The organism is Rossellomorea aquimaris (assembly GCF_008180865.1).
Classification (GTDB): domain Bacteria; phylum Bacillota; class Bacilli; order Bacillales; family Bacillaceae_B; genus Rossellomorea; species Rossellomorea yichunensis.
In genome coordinates this window covers 358513-382215 of the sequence record NZ_VTEX01000002.1, presented here as the reverse complement: position 1 = coordinate 382215, position 23703 = coordinate 358513, and the positions used below count along the sequence as shown (strand labels likewise).

General features: G+C 41.3%; 28 protein-coding genes. 19 read left to right on the top strand and 9 right to left on the bottom strand.

Going from position 1 to position 23703, the window contains the following annotated elements; all coding sequences use genetic code 11:
* Positions 1–325 precede the first annotated feature (325 nt).
* From FZC88_RS23960 to FZC88_RS09410, 4 genes are all read left to right on the top strand, one after another.
* A complete protein-coding gene (locus FZC88_RS23960; protein WP_187443562.1) occupies positions 326–469 on the top strand; it encodes a hypothetical protein in 144 nt (47 codons plus the stop codon).
* Between the two features lie 112 nt (positions 470–581).
* The gene (locus tag FZC88_RS09420; RefSeq protein WP_187443606.1) at positions 582–971 is read left to right on the top strand and encodes a GNAT family N-acetyltransferase; all 390 of its coding nucleotides are present in this window, start codon (positions 582–584) and stop codon (positions 969–971) included.
* 65 nt (positions 972–1036) lie between these two features.
* Complete coding sequence (locus FZC88_RS09415; protein WP_148994598.1) at positions 1037–1375, top strand: hypothetical protein; 339 nt, start codon at positions 1037–1039, stop codon at positions 1373–1375.
* A 29-nt stretch (positions 1376–1404) separates the two neighbouring features.
* Positions 1405–1848 (top strand): pyridoxamine 5'-phosphate oxidase family protein, encoded by a 444-nt coding sequence (locus tag FZC88_RS09410; protein ID WP_148994597.1) that lies wholly within the window; start codon positions 1405–1407, stop codon positions 1846–1848.
* 201 nt (positions 1849–2049) lie between these two features.
* Here FZC88_RS09410 and FZC88_RS09405 read toward each other — a convergent pair whose 3' ends face one another.
* Positions 2050–2820 carry an SGNH/GDSL hydrolase family protein gene (locus tag FZC88_RS09405; RefSeq protein ID WP_148994596.1) on the bottom strand — a complete coding sequence of 257 codons (771 nt, stop codon included), beginning with the start codon at positions 2818–2820 and terminating at the stop codon, positions 2050–2052.
* A gap of 106 nt (positions 2821–2926) precedes the next feature.
* Between FZC88_RS09405 and FZC88_RS09400 the strand changes: the two genes are divergently transcribed.
* Positions 2927–3853, top strand: coding sequence for an ABC transporter ATP-binding protein (locus FZC88_RS09400; RefSeq protein ID WP_187443227.1), 927 nt, complete (start codon positions 2927–2929; stop codon positions 3851–3853).
* Positions 3846–4844: an ABC transporter permease gene (locus tag FZC88_RS09395; protein ID WP_148994595.1), complete on the top strand. Its 999-nt coding sequence runs from the start codon at positions 3846–3848 to the stop codon at positions 4842–4844. The genes FZC88_RS09400 and FZC88_RS09395 overlap by 8 nt, the downstream gene beginning before the upstream one ends.
* A 290-nt stretch (positions 4845–5134) precedes the next feature.
* Here the strand turns inward: FZC88_RS09395 and FZC88_RS09390 are convergent, their stop codons facing one another.
* The gene (locus tag FZC88_RS09390; RefSeq protein ID WP_148994594.1) at positions 5135–5680 is read right to left on the bottom strand and encodes a hypothetical protein; all 546 of its coding nucleotides are present in this window, start codon (positions 5678–5680) and stop codon (positions 5135–5137) included.
* Positions 5681–5772: 92 nt separating this feature from the next.
* Positions 5773–6336 (bottom strand): hypothetical protein, encoded by a 564-nt coding sequence (locus FZC88_RS09385; RefSeq protein WP_262371812.1) that lies wholly within the window; start codon positions 6334–6336, stop codon positions 5773–5775.
* Positions 6337–6884: 548 nt separating this feature from the next.
* On the opposite strand from FZC88_RS09385, the gene FZC88_RS09380 reads away from it, so the two are divergent.
* Both FZC88_RS09380 and FZC88_RS09375 read left to right on the top strand, forming a co-directional pair.
* Entirely contained in the window at positions 6885–7499 is a 615-nt protein-coding gene (locus FZC88_RS09380; protein WP_148994592.1) for a TetR/AcrR family transcriptional regulator, read from the top strand.
* A gap of 275 nt (positions 7500–7774) precedes the next feature.
* Positions 7775–8311 carry a DUF4269 domain-containing protein gene (locus FZC88_RS09375; protein ID WP_148994591.1) on the top strand — a complete coding sequence of 179 codons (537 nt, stop codon included), beginning with the start codon at positions 7775–7777 and terminating at the stop codon, positions 8309–8311.
* A gap of 165 nt (positions 8312–8476) precedes the next feature.
* Here the strand turns inward: FZC88_RS09375 and FZC88_RS09370 are convergent, their stop codons facing one another.
* Genes FZC88_RS09370 through FZC88_RS09360 form a run of 3 tightly spaced genes read right to left on the bottom strand, consistent with a single transcriptional unit; the run spans position 8477 to position 12270 of the window.
* Positions 8477–9844 carry a PTS ascorbate transporter subunit IIC gene (locus FZC88_RS09370; protein ID WP_148994590.1) on the bottom strand — a complete coding sequence of 456 codons (1368 nt, stop codon included), beginning with the start codon at positions 9842–9844 and terminating at the stop codon, positions 8477–8479.
* A 29-nt stretch (positions 9845–9873) separates the two neighbouring features.
* Complete coding sequence (locus tag FZC88_RS09365) at positions 9874–10140, bottom strand: PTS sugar transporter subunit IIB (protein WP_148994589.1); 267 nt, start codon at positions 10138–10140, stop codon at positions 9874–9876.
* A gap of 18 nt (positions 10141–10158) precedes the next feature.
* On the bottom strand, positions 10159–12270 hold the full coding sequence (locus FZC88_RS09360) for a BglG family transcription antiterminator (RefSeq protein WP_148994588.1): 2112 nt from the start codon (positions 12268–12270) through the stop codon (positions 10159–10161).
* Between the two features lie 254 nt (positions 12271–12524).
* Here FZC88_RS09360 and FZC88_RS09355 point away from each other — a divergent pair, with 254 nt between their 5' ends.
* Both FZC88_RS09355 and FZC88_RS09350 read left to right on the top strand, forming a co-directional pair.
* Positions 12525–12941 carry an HIT family protein gene (locus tag FZC88_RS09355; RefSeq protein WP_148994587.1) on the top strand — a complete coding sequence of 139 codons (417 nt, stop codon included), beginning with the start codon at positions 12525–12527 and terminating at the stop codon, positions 12939–12941.
* A gap of 141 nt (positions 12942–13082) precedes the next feature.
* Positions 13083–13631, top strand: coding sequence for a DUF6143 family protein (locus tag FZC88_RS09350; RefSeq protein ID WP_148994586.1), 549 nt, complete (start codon positions 13083–13085; stop codon positions 13629–13631).
* 111 nt (positions 13632–13742) lie between these two features.
* Here the strand turns inward: FZC88_RS09350 and FZC88_RS09345 are convergent, their stop codons facing one another.
* Positions 13743–13925 (bottom strand): CsbD family protein, encoded by a 183-nt coding sequence (locus tag FZC88_RS09345; RefSeq protein ID WP_148968188.1) that lies wholly within the window; start codon positions 13923–13925, stop codon positions 13743–13745.
* A gap of 272 nt (positions 13926–14197) precedes the next feature.
* On the opposite strand from FZC88_RS09345, the gene FZC88_RS09340 reads away from it, so the two are divergent.
* Genes FZC88_RS09340 through FZC88_RS09320 form a run of 5 tightly spaced genes read left to right on the top strand, consistent with a single transcriptional unit; the run spans position 14198 to position 17108 of the window.
* Positions 14198–14869, top strand: a complete 672-nt coding sequence (locus tag FZC88_RS09340) for a Type 1 glutamine amidotransferase-like domain-containing protein (RefSeq protein WP_148994585.1) — start codon at positions 14198–14200, stop codon at positions 14867–14869.
* Between the two features lie 48 nt (positions 14870–14917).
* A complete protein-coding gene (locus FZC88_RS09335) occupies positions 14918–15355 on the top strand; it encodes a cytidine deaminase (protein ID WP_148994584.1) in 438 nt (145 codons plus the stop codon).
* Complete coding sequence (locus FZC88_RS09330) at positions 15355–15996, top strand: kinase (RefSeq protein WP_148994583.1); 642 nt, start codon at positions 15355–15357, stop codon at positions 15994–15996. Before FZC88_RS09335 ends, FZC88_RS09330 begins: the two co-directional genes overlap by 1 nt.
* Positions 15997–16011: 15 nt before the next feature.
* Positions 16012–16797 (top strand): class I SAM-dependent methyltransferase, encoded by a 786-nt coding sequence (locus FZC88_RS09325; protein WP_148994582.1) that lies wholly within the window; start codon positions 16012–16014, stop codon positions 16795–16797.
* Positions 16770–17108, top strand: coding sequence for an NIPSNAP family protein (locus tag FZC88_RS09320; protein WP_148994581.1), 339 nt, complete (start codon positions 16770–16772; stop codon positions 17106–17108). The genes FZC88_RS09325 and FZC88_RS09320 overlap by 28 nt, the downstream gene beginning before the upstream one ends.
* 93 nt (positions 17109–17201) lie before the next feature.
* On the opposite strand, the gene FZC88_RS09315 is transcribed toward FZC88_RS09320, so the two are convergent.
* Positions 17202–18587, bottom strand: a complete 1386-nt coding sequence (locus FZC88_RS09315; protein WP_148994580.1) for a polysaccharide deacetylase family protein — start codon at positions 18585–18587, stop codon at positions 17202–17204.
* 164 nt (positions 18588–18751) lie between these two features.
* Between FZC88_RS09315 and FZC88_RS09310 the strand changes: the two genes are divergently transcribed.
* Complete coding sequence (locus FZC88_RS09310) at positions 18752–19027, top strand: DUF3986 family protein (protein ID WP_148994579.1); 276 nt, start codon at positions 18752–18754, stop codon at positions 19025–19027.
* Positions 19000–19140, top strand: coding sequence for a hypothetical protein (locus FZC88_RS09305; RefSeq protein WP_187443561.1), 141 nt, complete (start codon positions 19000–19002; stop codon positions 19138–19140). Before FZC88_RS09310 ends, FZC88_RS09305 begins: the two co-directional genes overlap by 28 nt.
* Before the next feature lie 78 nt (positions 19141–19218).
* Here the strand turns inward: FZC88_RS09305 and FZC88_RS09300 are convergent, their stop codons facing one another.
* The gene (locus FZC88_RS09300) at positions 19219–20940 is read right to left on the bottom strand and encodes an ABC transporter substrate-binding protein (RefSeq protein WP_187443560.1); all 1722 of its coding nucleotides are present in this window, start codon (positions 20938–20940) and stop codon (positions 19219–19221) included.
* A 98-nt stretch (positions 20941–21038) separates the two neighbouring features.
* On the opposite strand from FZC88_RS09300, the gene FZC88_RS09295 reads away from it, so the two are divergent.
* Positions 21039–22307, top strand: coding sequence for an MDR family MFS transporter (locus FZC88_RS09295; protein WP_148994577.1), 1269 nt, complete (start codon positions 21039–21041; stop codon positions 22305–22307).
* A gap of 434 nt (positions 22308–22741) precedes the next feature.
* The gene (locus FZC88_RS09290; protein ID WP_148994576.1) at positions 22742–23572 is read left to right on the top strand and encodes a glycerophosphodiester phosphodiesterase; all 831 of its coding nucleotides are present in this window, start codon (positions 22742–22744) and stop codon (positions 23570–23572) included.
* Positions 23573–23703: the final 131 nt, after the last annotated feature.

Here is a 23703-nt window from a genome sequence, read left to right as displayed (position 1 = left end):
TTTATTATTAAATGGCGTCCGATCTCGTACTTCTTTTTGCATTACATTAGAATCATTGAAACCGTCCCGTCACATACAAAGAAAACCCACCTCTAAAACAGAGGTGGGTTTTCTTATTGAAACTTGAGGTCAATTTCAAGATGCTTTATATAATATCACAGTCAACCCGTTAACACAAAGGATAACGGTAAAGTGAGGATAATTTCCTATTAAAGGAATAAGGATTGTTAAAACATAAATGGTTTGAAATAATTGGAATGTGAACATTGTTCGTATCACAAGGAACTGAAATAACGATCGTGATGTTTTGTTAGGAGGAGTCAACATGTTGATGAAGATTTTCTTTATACTTGCAGCGTTATCCATGCCTGTTTCTATGTTATTTAACCAAGAAGCAATCGGGATGCTTTCGGCGATGTTATTAATGTTACTAGGGGCTTTCTTTAGTAAACCAAGATTCAGTAAATAAGGGGCTCCTAATCCAGTATTTTTGAATAAACCCAATGGAGGAATAGAATGTGAACCAACACCCATACAGGATCATCCCGTATGACTCAAAATATGCACCAGAGACCGTGAAAATGTGGAGGGAAAGCAAGGAGCAGGCTATCGGACAAAAAGAAATCCACAGCTTTGAAGATCATGTTGATTTTATTAATCATAGATTACCCGGGCAGTTCCGAATCGATATAGCGATATTGGATGAAAAAGTAGTTGGCATGATTGCCTATAATAAAAACGAAATCAGCCAACTGTATATTCATGTTGGATATCAGGGGATTGGTATAGGAGAAGCACTGCTTAATAAAGCAAAAGAACATTCAAGTGAAAGGCTGACCCTCTATACATTCGATATAAATCAAAAGGCGCAGCGATTTTATGAAAAGCATGGATTTATCATCATTGGCAGGGGAAATGAGAATGAAGAAAATTTACCGGATATTCAGTATGAGTGGACAACAAAAAAATAAACAACTTGGGTTCGAGTTGAAATATTGGCGTAGTGTCATTAAATGACTAGGGGTGTCTCAATTATATGCGTTGTTTTTGTGAGCAAAAAGAAACCTTTGACTTGAAAATGGAAGCGGATGTTGGAGCAGATCCTATCTGGTGTGTTGAGTGCGGTTGTAATTTGGATTTAGAGGAGACTCCGTTATCAAATGAGTTAAAGAAAGAATTGATAGATTGGGCGAGTATGTACGGGAAATGGATTGACTGGGATTTAGATAAAATCATTTCAAATGGAATCCAAATGGAAGAGGAACATAATAGGCAAGGGGTAATACTAACGGAACAAACCAAGCAGGAGCTTGGTGGTAAATACAGAATTACATTTTCTCCTTCTACAAGGGGACGAAGTTACAATACATTATAAGTTTTATATAATGAGAGGATGAAATAGACTTGGAAATTATAAATGGTAATAAAAGCTTTGATCTGGATGAATTTCTTGAAAAACCTCTATTTGCGCACCTTTCTACATTATCCATGGAAGGTCCGAGAGAGTCACCTGTTTGGTTTTACTGGGAAAATGAACATATCTATATCATCGGCACACCATCTTCAGATAGTTTCCCCGGGAGAATCAAAGAACACCCGGAGTGCGCCATTGGTATCGTAGATCTCGATCATACAACAGGAATAGTATTACATGCAGGGTTCAGAGGAAAAGCTACGGTTGAGCCTTTTGATAAGACGATTGCAACACGGTTACTCGAGCGTTATCTTGGACCAGAAGAAGAGAAGTGGGATCCAAGATTTCAGGGGTTAGGCGATAGCAATATTTTAATAAAGTTTGTACCTGAAACAGTGGTGGTAAGGGATCAATCTTTTGTACCTAGCATTTAGTTAATAAGAGGTTATCTATTTGTTTTTCAAAGCGCCGGAAAGGTTCTATTAAATATCTCGTCAGGTGTGTATCATTGATGACTTCATTCCTTTTAAATATGGTTATGGGGGAATGAAGAGAGTCAAGCCAAGGGCATAAGAACAGGTTTCTTGGCATGATTTAGAAAAAGCCACGGTACCTGTCCCCATGGCTTTTTGGGATTATTGTATAATGTTTTTTTCAATGACAAGTGATAGACTGTCAGCTATTTGCTGATAAGTAGCATCATTAGGGTGGAAGTTGTCACTTGAAAGATCGCGTTTGGCATCCGTTACCAAATTGAAGGTATCCACAACGTGAACTTCGTATTTTAAGCCTAATGTGCGGGCGGATTCATTCCATTTTTGGATGACAGAATCAAAGGAATCCCCGTCCGGCAATTCCTTAAAGGGATTATATAGTCCCATGTAGAGGATGACTGCATCCTTATTTATTTCACGAATGGTTTGAAACGCTTTTTCCAAGTTAGGAATTTCGGTTTCCAGAATGCCAAGAGCTGCAGTTTCCGAATAATTGTTTAAAATCTCACCGGAATTAAAGAGATTGTTTCCCCCAATCGTGATGGAAATGATCTTGGCGTCCTTAAGAGATCTCTTGACATCCTTTTGTTCTAACTGTGCCAGTAAATCTTCAATCCTTGCACCCCGTATGCCTAAGTTTTGGTACCGCTCCACAGTATTAGTTTCTTTAAGTGGATTTCCAACCAGCGGGACAAAACCTTCTCCCTTTGATGATCCTACCCCCCTTGTCAATGAATCGCCAAGTGCAATATACGTTTCTCCAGGAGTGACAGGAGCTTCTTCTGATTCTGCTAATATCTTCTCTTGGGGAGGGTTGGCGACATCCCAATAGGCTCTCACAAATCCATATCCAAATAGGACTGTCAGTGCAAGGGAAAGGGTGATAAATAGTTGCCACATCCATTTTTTCATCTCTTGATCTCTCCTTCTATTATGATTGTACCAACTTTTACTCATGCTGAGTATTTAAAAGAGCAATTGAGAAAAAAGTTCGTTAGAATAGATATAGGGTGATGATATGAGCATAAAGCCAACAGTTCAATTGAAAAATGTAACGAAAGTAATAGGGAAAAAGACGATTATAGATAATATATCATTTGAAATATATCCAGGAGAAGTATTTGGATTCCTTGGTCCAAATGGTGCTGGAAAAACGACTACTATTCGAATGCTCGTTGGTCTAATCAAGCCAACGTCAGGGAAAATTCAAATCTGTGATTTTGATGTAAGAAAGCAATTTGTACAGGCCATGCAGCGCCTTGGTTCTATCGTTGAAAACCCAGAGTTATATAAGTATTTAAGCGGTCGGGAAAATCTGCAAATATTTGCACGGATGCTGCCTAAGGTGGATAGTGAACGAATACAAGAGGTAATTGATCTGGTTGATCTGACTGCACGAATAGATGACCAAGTACAGACCTATTCACTGGGAATGCGTCAGAGGCTCGGGATTGCACAAGCATTGTTAGGCCGGCCGGATGTGCTTATATTGGATGAACCTACGAATGGATTGGATCCAATGGGAATAAAGGATCTTCGTACATTTATCAGGAAACTGGTCGACGAAACGGGTCTTTCAGTTCTTGTATCCAGTCATATATTAAGTGAAATCGAGTTGCTGGCCAATCGAGTGGCTATAATGAGCCATGGGAGAATCGTGAAGGTAGGCACGGTAAGTGATTTAGTGGATGCATTGTCATCAGGTGTGGACTGGAGAGTCAATGATGCTTTTCGTGCACTTGATATCTTTAAAGCATCTCCCTATGTACAAGCTGCAGAACTGTACGATGATCATACTGTCCATACTCTTATGGATGAAAGCAAAACTTCGATCCTGAATGAATCTTTACTAAAGGCGGGAATTGAGGTATGGACAATCGAAAGGAAGGTCCAGACATTGGAGGACTTATTTATTAGTTTGACAGGGGGCGATCATATTGTCTAACCCAAATATGATTGGTCTGATTCATAATGAAGTAATGAAAATTGCTTCAAAAAAACGCTTTGCGGTTGTTATCGCCATATTAATCATTCTAGTCTCCATGTTTACATATGCACAATACCGGGAGATACAAGAGAAGATGGAAAAGCAGGGTACTCTGGACTGGCGAGTGGAGCTGCAGCAGGAGATAGTCGATCGTCAAAACCGGCTTGCATCAAGTGGGATCCAAGATGAGGTCAGACAATTCCTTGAATTTGATTTGAAGCAAAAGCAGTATTACTTGGACAACGACATCAACCCGAACTATCCGGGAGCACCAACATTCATCCGCATCTTCTTCTCACAGGGACTCACACTAGTCCTGCCTTTACTCATCATTATTATTATGGCTGATGTTGTGAGTGGGGAATACAATGATGGGACCATCAAGACATTATTGTCCCGACCGGTAAAACGATGGAAAATCCTGATGGCCAAATGGCTGACGGTTTTGCTGTATACATCGATGCTGATGGCAGCTACGGTGATTGTCTGCTATGGGATTTCAGGGATTGTACTTGGATATGATGGCTGGACGGCACCTATTCTGACGGGCTTTCAAGCTTCTCCATCAGGTGAGTTTTCGACGACATATATCCATACCCTTCCGATGTGGGAATACTTGCTGATGTCAGCGGGTCTTGCCTGGGTAGTTACAGCGACTGTTGGAACTATAAGCCTGATGATTTCAGTACTTGTGAAAAATACAGCTACTGGTATCGGGGCGATGATGGCTGTGTTGATTGCAGGCACCCTCTTATCTTCTATCGGTTCAAGCTGGACGAGCTCAAAGTATTTGGTGAACTTGAATTTTGATCTCATCAACTACATAGAAGGTCAAGCTCCTCCAATCGAAGGGATGTCACTGCCGTTTTCATTAACAGTGCTTGGAGTATGGACTGTCGCTTGCCTTGCAATTGCGTTTTGGAATTTCACTCAGAAGGATATGTATTAAGTGCATCATTTAGCAAAGCTCCTATTCATGTTGATCCTGATTCCTGTCCACATCTGCTTAATAAGGGCCCTGTCTTTATGTAAATCTAGGAAACACTATTATCTTGCCATAGGATTTTTCCATCCATTAAAAGATTTGGTGGGGACATGACCATTTTTCTTAAAGAAAAGCAGCTACATTCATTTCTTGTAGCTGCTCTCTGAATTCATCATTTCAATCATCAACTTTTCTCAGAACATAAACCTATCATTCTTCTAATGAAAGCTATTCGGATTAATGGATATTTAACGCTAGTTAAAGGATTTAATTTCATCAATTAATCTCTTCATTTTACTGCTCGGACCACTGTCCGATAAAGAATTCCTAAATTCAACATAAAATTCCCCTTCAGCCAATAAGTTATCCACCAATTTTTTTTTGGGAAGACAAACGGTGATCATTTCATAAACGGTATTCCAACCTGCATCCCAATGATTCCAAGTGAATAATATAGAGTCGTTACTATCTTCTTTCATTAATTTCATTTCCCAATCCAAGGTCCGCATCGAGAAGCCGCTAATACCATGACCATATTTCAAGCAGTGTTTCAAAGATTCTAGAAGTGAAAGCCATAATTCATCAACATCATCCCAATCATTAAAGGTAGAAAGAGGTTTTTGATAGATGGAAATCTCAACAGCACCAAAGATTGAAATTCCATCTGATTTGATTAATTGATTATTACCATACTCTCTTGACAAAGGTTCGCCAAGAGGTGAAAAATCATGATAGATAGCACCCTTTAAGGTCATCTCTTTGCAGTCTTTTTTTGAAATGTATGTCTGAATTGTAATCATTCAAAAATCACCTTTTATAAAGTATTTAGATTTCTAGAATATATTTAAGGATATCAAATTGGTAATTATTATCATTTTAAACTCGTGTTTTCTTAGGGGGAGTCTTTTGTAATGTTTATACTCTGGAAGATTGCCGTACCGAGTAAGGAGGTTATAAGACCTAGTTCAAAGAAATTTGTGATGGCTCCGCTATCAATCGGTAAACTTACAGCACTTCCGATGATCATTGCAAGGGAACCGGCAAAAAACCACTTCCATTTTTGTTTACTCCAGATGATGATTGAAGCCACAAGCAATACAAGTGATACTATTAGTACCATAACGGGCGGGCCACTTGAAGGTTCGTCAGAGCTATAGCTTAGGACGCCATTTTCCATATTCGCCACTAAATGAAGTCCTGATACCTCAGTAAAAAGTTCAAATAATACCAATGAAAAAGTCAATGCATAGGCAGAAAACTTACTTAAAGGTTTCTTAGCCCACAATACTTCTCCTTGCTCCAATGTTTTCCAAGAAAATAACACGAGAAGAGGCGTGAAAAATGCATGTATCCAGAATCGTGCCAGGTTTAATCGTTTTAATATTTCCCCTTCCCCTATTAACTGACCTATTGCTATGATTCCGTTGTCATAAATAAGGCCGACAATAACTGGCAATAGAAAAACTATACTTTTTAATTTGTAAGTTCTAAGGCAGATTACTCCAATGATCAAAACCCCTATGTAAGCAATTGAGAAGAAGCTAAAAAGAAATGTATCGATTTTGATTCCCTCCGTTCTAGTATTCTTTTAAATAATACGAATTGTTTCTTATAAATTAATCAATGTTAAAGGTAAAAGGCTAACTCACACCACCGTTTAATGTCAGGTTATCTCTGAGCAGGATTAATACTTTAGTTTCTATTGTGATCGTCCTTACTTTATACTTAGTGTCAGCATCACAAACGTAATCGTTTCAGTCGGGTTGAAAATGATCCAATCTTTCTCATAGTTGATTTCATCTTTATTTATGAGGGTGTAGAGTATCTGAGACGGTTCATACGTCTGTTGTGACCATGTATAAAAGGTTTATTTCTACATTTGTTTTTTTTACTAAATTTATTACAATAGATTCAGTCAGTATATCTTCATTAATTATATATACTCGAAGGTTAATTAATCAAATGATTAATAATATATTTTTTTTGAATATCAAGGAGGTACCCATGGATAGCGAGTTTCCTAAAAAACCAGGAAGACCAAAAATAAAAATTGAGAACAATCTAACGAGGGAGAAAATCTTAAAGACATCTGCCCATCTATTTTTAACATATGGATATGAGGGTGTTTCCATGGAGCAAGTGGCTGAGGCGTGTAGTGTGACCAAAGCCAGCGTTTACTATTATTTTAAAAACAAAGCAAACTTATTCGCAGTCGCTGTGTCCAGTATGTTCCTACGAATCACAGTACAAACAGAGAAACTTTTACATAGTTCTAATGGCTTGAAGCACAAATTATATGAAGTCACACTGGATCATTTAATGAGACCCCACATTGATTTTGAAACGTTATTAAAAGAAGCTGCTTTCTCACTAACAGAGAATCATATTCAGGACATTCGAGGTGCCGAGAGGGAAGTTCATAAAGCGCTGGAAGATATATTCAAGCAAGCTATGGAAAAAGGTGAAATAGTGGTAACAAACCCATTATTGCTTGCACATGCATTTTCTACGGTGGCAATGATTCGCAACAAAAAAGATCTAATAGAGGAACTAGGTGGTCCCCAAAAAACAGCACAAGCTTTGGTTGATCTTTTTTGGAGGGGTATTGGTCCAAAGTAATTAATAATATTTAAGTTAGTGATGGGTTTACGTGCGTCCGATTAAATGTGTTGGCTAAAGAGGCTGTATGAGTTTTTGAAAGTGAAACAATGGCAGCAGCTTTGTATTGGTGTGCTAACTTGAAGAAGCTCTAAGCTGAAATTATATCTTTTATTTCTTCATTAAATGGGATGAAGAAATGTAAATTAAATGTCATTATTAAGATAAAAGATTTCTCGGATAATAAGAGTTGGTATATTTGCATTGAAAAATCGTCAGGCAGGGATGGTGTACCGATGATAGATTTATTCGCAAGTATGAAAAAGGGGACGGACAGGCAACAAGAGGCATATGCAGTCATCATGGAACTGGATATTTTGAAAGACATGAATACCTATAATCCTGTTCTATGCGGAACGCTGCCCATTGGTATAGACATTACGGGTTCAGACCTGGACATCATTATGGAAGTACAGGAATTAGACCCATTTGAAGAATTGATCCAAACGTTATACAACAAAAAAGATGGCTTTACAATCAAAAGGAAAACGATTAATGGGAAAGAAGTCGTGAAGGCGAATTTTACCTTTAGTGGTTTTGAGTTTGAGCTATTTGGACAAGCCCAACCGGTACATAAGCAACATGCGTATCTCCATATGATGATTGAACATGAACTGTTGCAAAGATATCCTGGTCTCAAACAGAAAGTGATACATCTCAAAAACCAAGGATATAAGACAGAGCCCGCGTTTTGTAAGCTTTTTGATATTACGGGAGATCCTTATGAAGGTCTGATTCGGTTTGGGGTTGGAGAAGGGATTATCACGGAGTAGGTTTTTTGAGAAGTTTTCATGTGTTTAAAGGCTACAGTTTTATTATAAAGGTTAAAGGAATGAAAAATGGGGTGCATTCGGAAGCAAGGTAGCCGTCCTGGTATTTCCTGTTTATATGGTAAAACACTCGCTTCCTGAAATAAGGAAGCGAGTGTTTTAATTTATCTATGCAACTTCTGTCTCTTCCTTCTCCCCAGTCCCCTTTGACTTAAAGCTGATGAAGAAGAGGATGGCAAGAAGGACGATGATTGACGCGAAAACAATCATATTCGATTCAATCAAGGTGACAAGATTTCCAAGCACGATGCCGACCAATCCAAAGTCCGCATCTCCAAATGTTGTCCCCTGGAATCCTAAATTGCCTAAAACCGGCAATAAGAGGGCTGGCAGGAAGCTGATCATGACGCCGTTCGCCATGGAGCCGATGACTGCACCTCTTCGACCGCCGGTTGCATTACCGAAGACTCCGGCAGCTGCACCTGTGAAGAAGTGGGGGACAAGACCTGGAACGATTACTTTCAATCCTAGTAAAGGCAAGAAAAGCATGCTGACGAGACCGGCAATGAAGCTGAACAAGAAACCGATGATGACGGCATTTCCTGCAAATGGGAAGATGGCCGGGCAATCAAGAGCGGGTTTCGCATTCGGGACGATTTTGTCTGCGATCCCTTTGAAGGCTGGAACGATTTCACCAAGGAGCATACGTACCCCGGCTAAAATGATATACACACCAACGGCAAAGGTGATCCCCTGCATAAAGGCAAACACAAGGAAGTTCTGTCCGCCGCTCAATTCTCCTTCAACGAAAGCCGGACCTGCTGCACCTGCAACGATAAAGAACAGGATGACCATCGTCAGAGATACTGAGACGGAAGTGTCCCGGAGAAAGCCGAGTGACTTTGGAACTTTGATTTCTTCTGTCGATTTAGAACCTTTACCGACTGCTTTACCGACTGTGGCGGACACCAAATACCCGATCGATCCGAAGTGGCCGACGGCAAAGTCATCAGACCCGGTAACTTTGCGTGTGAATGGCTGAAGCATCGCAGGTGACAGGACCATCAATGCACCAAGGATGATCGAGCCTAGAATGATCAATGATACTCCGGTAAATCCACCAGTGGTTAAGATGACAGCGATCAAGCAGGCCATGAACATGGTATGATGTCCGGTTAAGAAGATGTATTTAAAAGGACTGAAACGTGCAATAACAATATTGACAACCATACCGAACAGCATGATCATCGCTGTCTCCGTACCGAAGCTTTCCTGTGCAAGGGCGACGACGGCTTCATTGTTCGGGATCACCCCGTCGACTTCAAAGGCATGATTGAACATGCTGCTAAATTGCCCCAGGGACTGGACGAGTACATTCGCACCAGCCCCGAGAATGACGAAGCCCATGACTGTTTTAAGGGTTCCGGACACGACATCCCCTGAATTCTTGCGCTGGATCAGGAGTCCGATTAAGGCGAATAGACCGACAAGGATCGCGGGTGTACCTAGTATATCCTTCATAATGATATCAACCATTTGTATCGCTCCTTCCTTTTAAAAGTGGACTAAATATTTGCTTCTAATGCTGCGCGGAGTTCGTTTTTATCCATCAAATTCTTTAACTTTACGACATTCTTGCGGCCGTCTTCAAGGCTTTCGACGATATCTTCAGAACCTAGGAAAAGATCCGCCTGTTCCGTTTTGGCTGTTGTCAGGTCCGTGTGGGACACCTCAGCTTCTTTTCCCATATCTTTCAGTGCCGCTTTCACATTCATTTCTACGATCATGCTGCTTCCTAATCCATTTCCACATACGACTAATACTTTTTTCATTTTATTTCCTCCTCTGATTTATACTTCAATTGTTTGTTTGATTAATTCAATTACGGTTTGACGATCACTTGCTGAGATTAATTGTTCCACATTGTCTTCATTGGATAGCAGTTCTGTAAGCTGTGCCAATGCTTTTAAATGGGTTTGATTATCGATTGCTGCCAGCACGATGACCAGCTGAGCGCGATGTTTTTCTTTTTCGGAAAAATGGACGGGTTCCTTGAGTCGCAGGAAACTCATTCCGAGCTGTTCGACACCCGTCTCAGGACGTGCATGGGGGATGGCGATATTAGGTGCGATGACAATATAAGGACCCAACTCTTTCACGCTCATTATCATGGCGTCTACATAATCCGGGCGAATCGATTGCAGGTCGATCAGTGGTTGACTGGCCACCCTGATGGCTTCCTCCCAACTGCTTACCCGGTCTTTGAGTTGTATCGTTTGTTCTGTCAATAATTCATTGAGCATAGGCTTTCTGATCTCCTTTATTCTGGGAGTATTTTGTTCTAAAAGGTGGACCAATTCCTTTTTCAGGTCGTCCTCTTGATGGATGGTTGCATGACGTTTGATGACATCCATCAGGTGATCGGTCACATTCTTTTCCGGTGGCTTCGAATCGAAAAGCTCATTCATCCGTTGTATGACCCGTTCTTTTTCGAGATTCGTCAAGATAGCCGGAAGATGGATGACGGGGATGTCCTTCTCCTTGATATAATTGGTGGAAAAGATGACGTCCGCCTCGTACTCGTTCGTTCGATATTCCCTCATCGAGATCGTGGTGATGACATTCAGCCCGGCAATCAAGTTCTCTAGTTGGGTGCGGAGCATATTGGAAGTCCCAATCCCATTTTCACAAACGATGAGTGCTTTAAATTTCGTCTCGACCTTCTTTTTCTCTTTCGTCAACCAGCCTCCGAAGTGCAGGGTAATGTAGGCCACTTCCTCGTCCGGGACGATCTTCCCGACATACCGTTCCAGGTGCCTCATTACCCGTTTAGTCAAATGAAAGATGTCCTGGTAAGTCTTTTGAATGCTGTCAGCCAGATCATTCGCGATCGAGAGCCCGTACTTAAGCCGGTAATACGTCGGCTTAATATGGGAAATCAGATTCTCTTCCAGTCCATTTTTATCATCGAACACCACACAGGAGTAAAGCTGAAAATCATCAATCATCTGTTGCACGACTTCCTTCAGGCCTGATAATTCCTGTTCCGTATAACGGTTGAAGTTATCATGCTGGACTTTGGATCCCAACAGATTCATCGTAATGAAACAAACCTCATCATCTGGAAAAGAGACTTCCTTTACGTTTCCAAGTTTATTCGTAATATGGAGGGCTGCCTTGTAAGCTTCTGTTTGCTGCAGGACCTGCTTTTCTGCTTCTGGAACAAGAATATACTCTTCCAGCTCGATTCTCTTCATGATCATCAAGATCTGCAGGGAAAGGATCTCCACCATCTCATCTGTCAGCGTCAATCCCAATTCTTTCTCAGCTTCATAAAGTATCTCTCTCACCAGGCGCCTTTGATCCGTTTCATGGGACCACGTGGCAGCTTCCGGCTGAATCATCTTATGGACCTCGTTCCTGACGTTCTGCCAATCCGGGTGTGAGAAGATAGTCGCCAGTATATTCGAAAGCATCGTTCTTTTAGCATCCTCAGGGCCACTCAATCGGTATCCTGAACCTTTCTTGTAATACAACCGCAAACCGGCTTTGCTGAACTCTTGCTTGATCTCTTTAATTTCCTTGGCGATCGTCCCCCGGCTCATGCTTGTCAGGTCCATAAACCGCTGCATCGAGGCATCTTGTTCTTCTAATAATATTTTGGCTTTAATCAGGACTTCGCGTTCCTGCCTCGACAATTGATACTGCCAATCTTCGAAACTTTGATCCTTAGAAACCATCAACTTCGATTTCGATGCAGGAGGCAAAAACAACCCCTTGCCATGCTGGCTTTCAATGGGTTCCAACCCTTGAGTCCGTAACCAACTATTAATCTGATCGAGGTCGTAATAAATGGTCCGTTGAGACAAATTCGTCCTCGCCACCAGATCTTTCGTCGGAATCGGATCAGTAGAATGTTGAATGATGGATAATAAGTGTGCACGCCTTTTATCCAATACCATGAGGATCCCCCTCTGTTATCGTTTTTGCATATTTATATTGTTAGTTAATTAGATGATCATCTTATGAATCTAGTATAGGGGCTATTTAGAGGTTTTGAAAGGGGTTTCAGTGTGCAGAGTTTGTACCGGTTAATTTTGCAAAAATGAACAGATAGGCGAAACGGGCATCAGAGTGGGAAGCTGGGATTGTCAAAGGGGTGGGGGTTTGAAATAATTGGAATTGAAGGATGCTAAATTAGAAAGGGGAAAGTTTTATGAGCTATGAAGAAAATTGTCCATTCTGCAATCCAAAAAAGGACAAAGACCAAAACATCGTATTTGAAAACGAATCCTGCTATTTCCTGCAGCATAACAAGCACCAGGATGTATTAGAAGGATCCGGGGTCATTGTTCCAAAAAACCATCATGCGGACGCATTTGAATTAACGGAAATAGAGTGGAAAGATACATACGAACTATTACAAAAAGCGAAGAAGTACTTAAACGAAGCGTTTTCCCCGGATGGCTTTACACTTGGGTGGAATGTCGGAGAGGTGTCCAATCAGTTTATCTTCCATTGTCATTTACACGTCATCCCGAGATACAATGATGAACCCTTGGCTGGAAAAGGAATCCGTTATTGGTTAAAGCAGCCTGAGAATAAAAGAAAGAGATTAAAATCAAGTAAATAGTTCTGTCCTTCTTTGATGGGGGATATGGATGCAACCGCCACCTTTCGCTCTTCAAGTAATATCTTACATACAATACTTTTTGAATTTTTTAAAGCACTTTCTTTCTTCTCCCATAAACTTTAGAAAGGAGTGATTTTTCATATGCAGTGGTTGAATAATGACCGATTTAGTAAAACCGTCAATATCCCTAACCCTTTGTATCAATCCTTAGAGGGAAGATATTTTCTTGGGCAAACGGAACACATTTGTTTCGGTAAAGGAAAAAATGCGTGGGGAGGCTTGATGAATCCGGGTAAATCCGATGTCAATTTATTTGTCAATGCCTTTACTATCACGAATCATTCCGACCAACCGTTTGAAGCTGAAATTTGGTTTAATCCCATTCCTCCTGGTAAGCCAATGATTTCGAGTAATGTGACGCCCGCAAATACGGCACTTTCTCCACTTCCAAAGCCCAAAGTCAAAATCGCATATGCTGATGAAGTAGAAGGGTTTCCAAGAAAGGGGGTTATGGCCTTTAGGCGGATTGTCTCCCCACAAAGTACGTTAGCCAGTGATGAAGATGGGAAATTCATTTTTCCTCCGGGCGGGTCATTTATCCTTTTCTTAGTAGCACCAGACCATGAGATCATTCAGGCGGAAGTGGCATTTGGCTGGTTTGAAAAAGCTGATTTGGATAGCTGTAAATAAACTGAAGAAAAAGGACGATCCTTCTGCTTTTCCTAGTAAGCAGGAGGGTCGTCCTCTCATGATTTATGTGCAGTATGGCTTACATTCACAGAAGGGAAAGCCTGATTGCAATTACCAATTCTTTTTAAACGATTCCTTCATATCGCCGACTTTCTCTTGCATCTTTCCTTTATCCTTATCGCGTTCGCCTTCCGCAATTTTAGAATCGTCGTTTGTAAGCTTGCCTAATCCTTTCTTTAAATCTCCCTTTGTCTGTTTTCGCTTTCCTTTTATTTGATCATCATTTACTCGCATTTTCATTACCTCATTTCTATGATTTATTGTCTTATTATTCATTATCCAGATGGGAGTAAGATTAAACTAAAAGGTGGTCAAAAAGTAATAGCAATTTATGCTAATTCAGTAACAAGAAAGAAATATCCGGCTTACCTTTCATACGAACGGTGGTTTATCGTGTATTGGGTAAGCTTCTTTTTTTCGAAAATAATCATTGAGTTAAAAGGGGTAATTTGAAATAATTGGTAGTGTGGGATAGTTAAAAAATGGCGATTAGGGGGAAGGGATTCATGATTAACTTATTCCTATCTGGCGGTGGAGATAAGGAACAGACAGACATAATTGATAAGGAATTTGTTATGGCATTAGATCTTGATAAGCCGTTGCTATATATTCCAATCGCGATGCAAGGCGAAATTCCTTATGAAGACTGTTACAAATGGATACATAGTGTGTTTAACCCTCTAGGCATTACTGAAATAGACATGTGGACTGATTTAGAAGCTAAGTCTCCAGAGGATCTAAAGGAATTCTCATCCATTTACATCGGCGGAGGAAACACTTTTTATTTGTTAAACACCTTCCGTGCGACAGGCTTTGATGAAATTTTAAAAGAGTATATAGACAAAAAGGGGATTGTATATGGAGGGAGTGCCGGAGCTATTATTTTTGGCAGAGATGTTTTAACCTCCTCACATATGGATCCAAACCATACAAGTTTGAAGACCTTTGAAGGTTTTAACTACATAGATAACTATTCAGTTTGGTGTCACTATGAAACTAGTAATGATAGCTTAATCAAAGAATACGCAAACAAATATGGATTTTCTGTTCTTGCGTTACCAGAGGAAACGGGCATTGTTATAAGTGAGGGCAAACTTAGAGTAATAGGCTCGTCTCCTGCTCATATCTTTAAAAACGAAGATCAATATGGCGTTAAACCTAATGAGGACATTCAATAAGTGTTCTGTATCGATAAAAAAATAATCGACCAAAGGGGACCAATCATCATGTTAAAAGTTAGACCGCTAGAAGATAGAGACTATGAATTGATCAGGGAAGCAGAAAAGGTCATCGAAAAAAATTACCGATATGGACGACACCACATTGGTTCGGCAGTCAGGTCAGCATCCGGACAAGTATATTCAGCGGTGCACGTAGAAGCAAACGTCGGAAGAATCACAGTATGTGGGGAAGCGATGGCGATCGGGAAGTCCATTTCTGAAGGGGATCACGAATTTGAAACGATTGTAGCCGTGGCTCATCCTCATCCACACGAAGATATAGAGAAATGTTGGGTCGTTGCCCCCTGTGGAATGTGCCGTGAATTAATCAGTGACTATGGGGAAAATACCGATGTCATCATTCCTTATAATGGTGAACTCGTAAAGTGTCATGTGTTGGAGCTGTTGCCAGAGAAATATACGAGTAATATGGAAGGAAAATGATGAGGGTGAGCAAAGTGTCCATCGATGAAGTGATAGAACCATTGCTATCCCGTTATCAGGAAAAGTTCTCGGAAAATCGGCCCTTCATTTCAGGTATCGATGGCTTAGGAGGAGCAGGTAAGACTACAGTCGCAAAAGAGCTTCGACATGCATTGGAGCTTTCAAGTCATGAGGTTTTCATCGTTCATCTTGATGATCATATTGTTGAAGCACATAAGCGATATGGGACCGGGAATGATGAATGGTTCGAATATTATTTTCTCCAATGGGATATTGGATTAATTGAAACAGAGCTGTTCAGAAAGCTGCATGCTAGCGGCTCTATTACCCTCCCGTTCTATCATTCTTCAACGGATTCGGTCATTACGAAACCAATCCACATGCCCCCGTCTGCCATCATCCTTATTGAGGGTGTCTTCTTACAAAGGAAAGAATGGCGACGTTATGTTGATTTTATGATCTATATTGATTGCTCACATGAATTTAGAGCTGAAAGAGTATTGGACCGTGACACCTATCTCGGTGACCATCAAGCAAGGCTTGAAAAGTATAAAAGAAGATACTGGTTGGCTGAAGATTATTACGTTGATGAGGTAGATCCGATAGGGAGTGCGGATTATATATACAGAGTAATTAAATGAAAAGGGGATGCTAAGATGCTGGATATTCTGAGACAAAATAAAAAAAGCTGGGATAAAGTCGCCCGCCATTTTAACGGGAAGGATGCCTTGCCGAGTTACGGGCCGTTTACACAGACGGAAGACGAATTGAGGCTGTTTGATGACATTACCAGCAAAAAGGTGCTTGATATAGGGTGTGGCAGCGGGCACTCCTTACTTTATATGAAGGGAATGGGTGCCAGTGAATTATGGGGCGTTGACCTGTCAGAGACCCAAATCGAGACGGCAAAAGAAACGTTAAAGGGCTTGGATGCCAACTTATCCTGTTCACCTATGGAAGAAGACATCGGATTACAGAAGGATTATTTTGACATCGTATACTCTATCTATGCCATTGGCTGGACAACAGACCTGCCATCTACTTTAACGTTGATTCACTCTTATTTGAAAACAGGCGGTTCACTGATCTTTAGTTGGGATCATCCCTTATACCCCCATATGAAAAGTGAAGATGGTCAAATTTATATGGAAGGTTCTTACCAGAAAGAGGGAGTCACTACGTACCCCAACTTCAAAGGCGAAGATGCACCTGTCGTCATCCCGAAACGTAAATTTAGTACTTATTTAAATGAAGTCATCAAAGCAGGATTTACGATTGAATCGGTTATTGAAAGTGACGTATCAGCAGCTTTTGACTCAGTGGAAGAGGAAGTATCTGATCGCTATTACTCATTATATAAGGCGAGGAAATTTCCTACTACGATGGTGATCAAGGCAAGGAAAGGAGAACCATCATGTTCTATAGAAGAAAGTTCTATCTAGTCAAAAAAGAGTTCGTCGAAACGTTCAATGATCACTTCAATCACACCAATTTGCCGAACCAGCTTAAACACGGCTCGCGACTGGTTGGCCGCTGGATGAAGGATCATGATGAAGAGACCGTTGAGATCTTTGCTATTTGGGAATACGACAGTCAGGACGATTATATGAAGATTGAAACCAGCATCAGGAATGATGAAGATCATCTGAAACGGATCAGGGATTGGTACGAACAGCATGGCGGGAGGGAACATGTCGCTAAGGAATATATCAGAGAAATGAGGAATGAGGCGTTGGAGACGACGGTCCGGTGAATGAGGTGAGAGGTGATCAAGAGGTTTTGATTCACTTTTTTTTGCATGCCGGACGGTTCTACTGCTTTCAAAGCAATAGAACCGCAGCCTCATTCAAATATTACCGTAGTAAGGACCGGCACTCTCCTCCGCATTAATCGATTGTAACTGAGAGACGGTTACAAATTGATACCCTTCCTTTTCAAGTGTTGTTAGTAATGTCGGCAAAGCGTCAGCTGTAGTTGGATGAACATCGTGTAACAGGATGATGGATCCCGGGGTGATTGCATTTTGAACAACCCGGTTGATGCTATCGGCATTCTTGTTTTTCCAATCTAGTGAATCGACGGACCATAGGACGATTGGGGAGCCATAATTACCAGCCACCTCCACCACCTCATGATTGATCGCTCCATAAGGCGGTCGTAAACTTGAGGGGATTTGACCAGTCGCATCCTCGATTTTTCGGCTGGAAATTTGGATCTCTTGTGCCACTTGATTTCTTCCGATTTTCGTCAAATCTTGATGGTGATCTGTATGATTGCCGATTTCATGGCCGGCTTCGGCAACTCGTTTCGCAAGGGAAGGGTATTTTTCAGCCTGACTTCCCAGCATGAAAAAAGTTGCCTGTACGTCATGGGCTTTGAGTATCTTGAGAATTCGTGGCGTTACCTCAACGTTTGGGCCATCATCAAACGTAAGAGCCACATATTTCCCTTCAGGTTCGATGGATACATTTACTGGTGCTCCTTCTGATGTACCTAGTGCATCAGCCATTTTTTTATTGAGATAAGGGCGGATAAGTTTAATGGGAACCTCTACTTGGATTGGGCCAGCCCCTTTAGCAGCGATTTCCGACTCCTCAAAGTACAACGTGAGTGCTCTGGGGGATATGGACCAATTCCACGATGCAGGGTCACTTAATACCTTATCCATCTTGTCATCCACCAGATTGATAGATTCATTTTTTAGGATTTGGTTTCGGATTATATGGATTGGCTTGCCACTGGTTTGCATGATGTCAGATAGGTGTAAAATTCTCTTTTCAGAGGCATCAATAGTATAGATTTTCACCTGTTGTTGACCACGTATATCATTCACCAACTGATACGAGTTAAAGATTATACTATATGTATCATCTGTCGCTTTCTTTACATCGGCTTGGATGATTAAGTGAGCACGGTAACCATCTCCAAGCTCATCCTTGTTTTCCTTTACTGCTGCTAAAAATGCTTCTTTCTCTTGCTTGATCCATCCTTGTATGGGCTTATGAATGGTTGAGTCTCCGATAACCGGAGTCTTAATGGACATGGTATATGTATCCGTCTTCTCAGTTACCGTCTCAAAGTCTATACTCGATAGGGATGCCTGCCCGGAATCCTGGTCGAATCCGATTCCAACTACCAACTGGGCCATCCCATAAACCAAAGAAAATCCTATTACACACAACACAACCCACCCCGGCCAGCGTATCCGCCTAAAGGGTATCTTTTTCAGCATACGTTATCCTCTTTCCTGCAAAAGGCTATCTACCTCAAGTGCTATTAAATTAATTAATTCCAATTATTTCAAATAAATGGAATTAATTCAATGGTTTCGTTCCAGATTTATGAAGTTCTATCATCTTGTATTTCACAGAATTAATTGATCGGAGGTAAGAGTTGATGGAAATGAAATATGACGATAAATATCATCTGCATTTAGGTTATTACGAAAATAACTGTGATTATGAGTCTATTGCTTATAAAAGGTTATCGGAGGATGTGTGGGATATCTTCTTTGACTTTGAACAATATGGGCTTAAAAATACAATCGAAGAAAACGAGTTATCACTAGAGGGATTAGGAACTAGAATTTTTTCAATCATCGGAAACGATCTAACCTATGAAACTGGTGTGAAGAGATTTGAAGAATGGTTGGCGATGCAGAAAATCATCTGATCATTTCGGGGAGAAGGGGAGAAAAAGAAGAAGAGAATTATATTAAAATCAATAATACAGATATGAGTGCAGAAGAGGTAGCCAGGATGATTAAAAATGAATTTCATTTATAGCTTTTAAATTATGGCCTTCAAATGAAAGGAACTCCAAATGTCTGGAGTTCCCTTCTTGTTTATGTAGCCTAACCGAAATCACCGTGGAATCCAAAGCTTTGAAAAATCAAAATGACCGAATGAATGGAACATCACATCCTTGATCATCGGGTGAAACGTCCTCGTCTTAATCGGGTGATGTTGAAAGAGTAATAGATTGTTCTTCCTGATATGATCTTCGATTTCCATCATAATCCGTTCCCTGTTTTCAGCATCTTCCTGCTTAAAAAGCTCGAGTTTCCCATCGATCCATTGGAGGGAATCGACAGGGAACATCCTTCTGAATAGAAGCGTATCGTTGTAGAAGGCTGCGAGAAAGGACAGATGGGGATCCAATGAAGATACCTCGCCCATGAAGATTAAGTCTGCTTTCTCGTCGATGTCCCGTAGATAGAAGTCAGGAAAGGTAAAGGGATGCAGGACGAAGTTGAGTCCGTATTCTTCGCCCTGCTTTTTATACCAATCGGCAACCTCAAAGGCTTTTTGATAGTGCATGTGATAAATCGTAATCGGCTCTCCGGTATATCCCGCTTCTTTTAGAAGGGAGAGGATGGTTTCCGAATCCTTTTTTTGCGGCGAGGACCTGGAATTCACGAAGCTGCTTGCTTCAACCCAATGCTCCCATCCTAAGTCATCAGCCATGCGATTGATATCCATCAGCTGATACAGAGCTTTTCGGATGGACGCATGCTGGATCACGGTTTGCCTTCTCAAATTGCACATGAGAAATCGGAAGCCCGTTTCAATTTCATGCTTGCTCATGACTTCTTCTGTTGGTGGATGTTGTACGGTGAAGTCCACAATGTTTGCGGCATCCTGACTCACTTTGTAAAAATGGAGCTCATCCAGGAGGGGGCGTTCTAGGAAATAGTGGTCAAACGCCTCAAGCACCAATTTGTTTTCCGATCGTTCTTTTAATAAAAAGGGACCGGTGCCGATCCATTCCTCTTCATTGAAAGCCTGATTGGCCGGTAGGATACAAAAGTTAGATGAAGCGATATAGCGAAGGAAAAAGGGGTTTTCCTTCTTCAATGTGATGCTCACTTTATAAGGACCAGGGCATTCCACCGTCTCGATATCTTCTGCAAGCCATTGGTGAGAAGATTCTTCACTATCTTTGATTCGTTCAATGGTATAAGCGACATCCTTGCTTGTCAGTGTTTCCTGGTGATGAAAGAACACCCCTTTCCGCAAGTGGAATGTCCATTTTTTGTCTCCATCCGACTCGAAGTGGTGGGCAATATGGGGAAGGATCGTGTCTTTTTTTTCATCATATTTGACTAACGTATCTCCCAGGTATTCAATTAAGTGGGATTCAAAAGAGATGGATACCTTCAAGGGATCAAGTGTCGTAAAATCCCTTGTTATAAAGGCGTGAAGGACATCCTTAGATTCCGTTCCACGCTTAAGCCCGAACATGTCCCGGATGTCTGAGGTGGCCTTCGCAATCCATGACTTCGGAATCGGGAGTCTAAGAAGCTGGGCTGCTTGATCGAGTTTGCGGTTTTCCATACAGTCTTTCATGAAATCTTCTACTTCTTTCTGAAAAGGGTCTCTAAAGGTCAACTTCGAAGGATTCCCTCTCCCAGCACCGGGTACGTAGGTGAGCCTGCCCGACTCCTCGAACTGGTGAAGGATCCTCTTCACATTTTTTAGCGAACAAAACCATCGTTCTTCAAGCTCCTTTAATTTAAAAAAGCATTCTCCATTCACTTCCCGGTCGAGAAAATGGGCCCTCATGGCAAAATAGCGGTCTTTCATTTCCATTCTCCTCCTAAAAGGGGACATTATTTCTTTCATTGTACCCTTTTTACCCCTTTTCTTCTAGCACATAATGGAAGCATAGAGGAGATGATACGATGTTTTCAACTTTACACCCAAATATCAAAGTGCGAATTTATACGTCATTTTTAAGCCGGGTAGTGGGCTCAGCCGTTTTCCCATTCATGGCCATTTATTTTACTAGGGAGATCAATGCATCCGTTGCAGGGATTCTTCTGCTCATTCAAGTAGCGGTTCAGTTTATCGCTGGACTTTATGGAGGGTATCTCGCTGATATCATTGGCAGGAAACAGTTGATGGTTGCTGGTGAAGTCATGAAGGTCGGGGCATTTGCCGGATTGCTTGCGGTCAACTCACCTATCTTTACATCGCCTTGGATCACCTTTATCATGTTGCTCGTAATCGGCGTCTCAGGCGGGATGGTCAATCCTGCATCCGAAGCCATGCTGATCGATGTCAGCACGAAGGAAACAAGGGCATTTATGTACTCGGTCAATTATTGGGCTGTGAACTTATCCATCATGATCGGGCTGATGATCGGAGGCTGGTTCTTTGAACAGTATTTCTTCGAACTGATTGCGGTTCTTCTCCTGATGGGTATTGTGACCCTCTGGATGACGGCAGCATTAATCATTGATACGTATGAAATCAAGAGTGGAAAAGGACAAGGGACCTATGGAATCAAGCCTCTCTTAAAGAGCTACGGACTGGTCATGAAAGACTGGACGTTTATGGCTTTTACCTTTGGTGGAATCGCGATTCTATCGATTGAGTTTCAACGTAATAATTTCATTTCAGTGAGACTTGAGGAGGAAATCATCCCCCAAACCATACAACTATTCAACTTATTATCATTCGATATGGACGGAATACGATTATTGAGCTTACTGACCGTTGTCAACACACTGATGATCGTTTTATTCACGGCAGCTGCCGGTAAATGGATCACCGGAAAGAAAGAGGAACCTATCATGTACACGGGATTCATCCTCTTCGGAATGGGCTATTTCTTCATGGCCTTCAGTAATGATTTTCTCACCCTTTTCCTTTCTGTTGTCGTCTTGACCATCGGCGAATTGCTTTATGTCCCGACACGCCAGTCGCTCCTCGCCGATATCGTGGATGACAGCAGACGGGGAGCCTATATGGCCATGAATGGATTGGTGTTCCAAGTCGGAAAAATGATCGGCGCAGCAGGTTTGATTGTTGGGAACATCATTGGCGGACTGGCGATGGGAATCGGGTTTTTGGGGCTTGTCGTCCTGGGGATCTTCTTTTCAAAGGTGGCTTTGAGAAATGGAGGGAAGGAAGAGTCTGTCATAAAAAATAAGGTCTGTGATGGATAAATAAAGATTTTATTATATTGGGTCTGGTTCTTCGTACATGGAAGGGGAAGGCCTAGTAGTTGATTGAAAATTTGGTATTTCAAATCAAGAAAATTCGACAAGGAGGATCAATTATTTGAAATTAGGAGCGATATTTCTCAAACAGGATTGATTATTCCCATTCAGGATTTAAAGTGGTTCAAACAGGAGTAATTCTTAATAAGCTCAAATTATTCTGATCATTTCATTCCTGAACCTCGATCAATCCACTACTTTATAAGTAAAATGTCTCAATATCTCATCCCGGTTCAGTAGATTTGTAAAAAATCGTAAGAAAAAAGGTCGAATTTCGTTAACACAATCTATATTAAGCTGTATTGTTATCTACATATCAACTCAACATCCCTTTCCTAAAATAAAGTAGAAATACATATTCAGGATTGGAGATGAAGAAGTTGAATAAGAAATTACTAATCGGTACAGGGGTTGCATTTTCATTGTTATTCAGCCCGTTCAGTCAGGCGTTTGCAGAAGAACCAACAACAGGGGAAAGAAAGCAAGTGGATAATGTAGCACACCGGGGGGCAGCAGGTTATGCACCTGAAAATACGATCGCCGGTTTTGATTTGGCGGTTGATATGAAGGCGGATTACATTGAAATCGATGTACAGAGAAGCAAAGACGGTGAATTGGTCGTCATCCATGATACGACGGTGGATCGTACAACAGATGGAACAGGGAAAGTCGGGGACTTAACCCTTGAACAGCTTCGCATTCTTGATGCCGGTAGTTGGAAGGGAGAAGAGTTTGCAGGAGAACCGATTCCGACCTTTGAGGAGATTCTGGATCGTTACCATGGAAAAGTGGGAATCTTAATCGAATTAAAGGCTCCAGAGCTTTACCCTGGTATTGAGGAACAAGTGGCTGAAGCGTTAAGTGAACGAAATCTCGACAAGCCCCAAAATGAAAAAATCATTCTTCAATCGTTTAACTTTGACTCGATGAAAAAAATGGACGAGCTGCTTCCTCAGGTTCCGGTCGGAGTATTAACTTCTAACCGTGCCCTTACAACAGAGGCAGCGTTAAAAGAAATATCAACCTATGCGGAGTGGTTCAACCCAAGCTATGGAATCGTGACAGAAGATGTCGTGAATGAAGTCCACTCCCAGGGGATGCAGATCGGCTCATGGACGGTACGCAGTCGGGAAGCGGCAGACTTTCTTTTCGACATGAAGGTTGATGCGATCATTACGGATTATCCGGATTATGTAGATCCTGGAAACTAATAGTCTTGTGAAAAGGGAGTGGCTTCTGCTGCTCTTTTTTTAGTTTCCGGACTTACCCTCCACATGATACCCCTTTTTCACTCATTCATCCATTACAGTATAAAGTACTTAGTCCCATATTGCCTCATCAA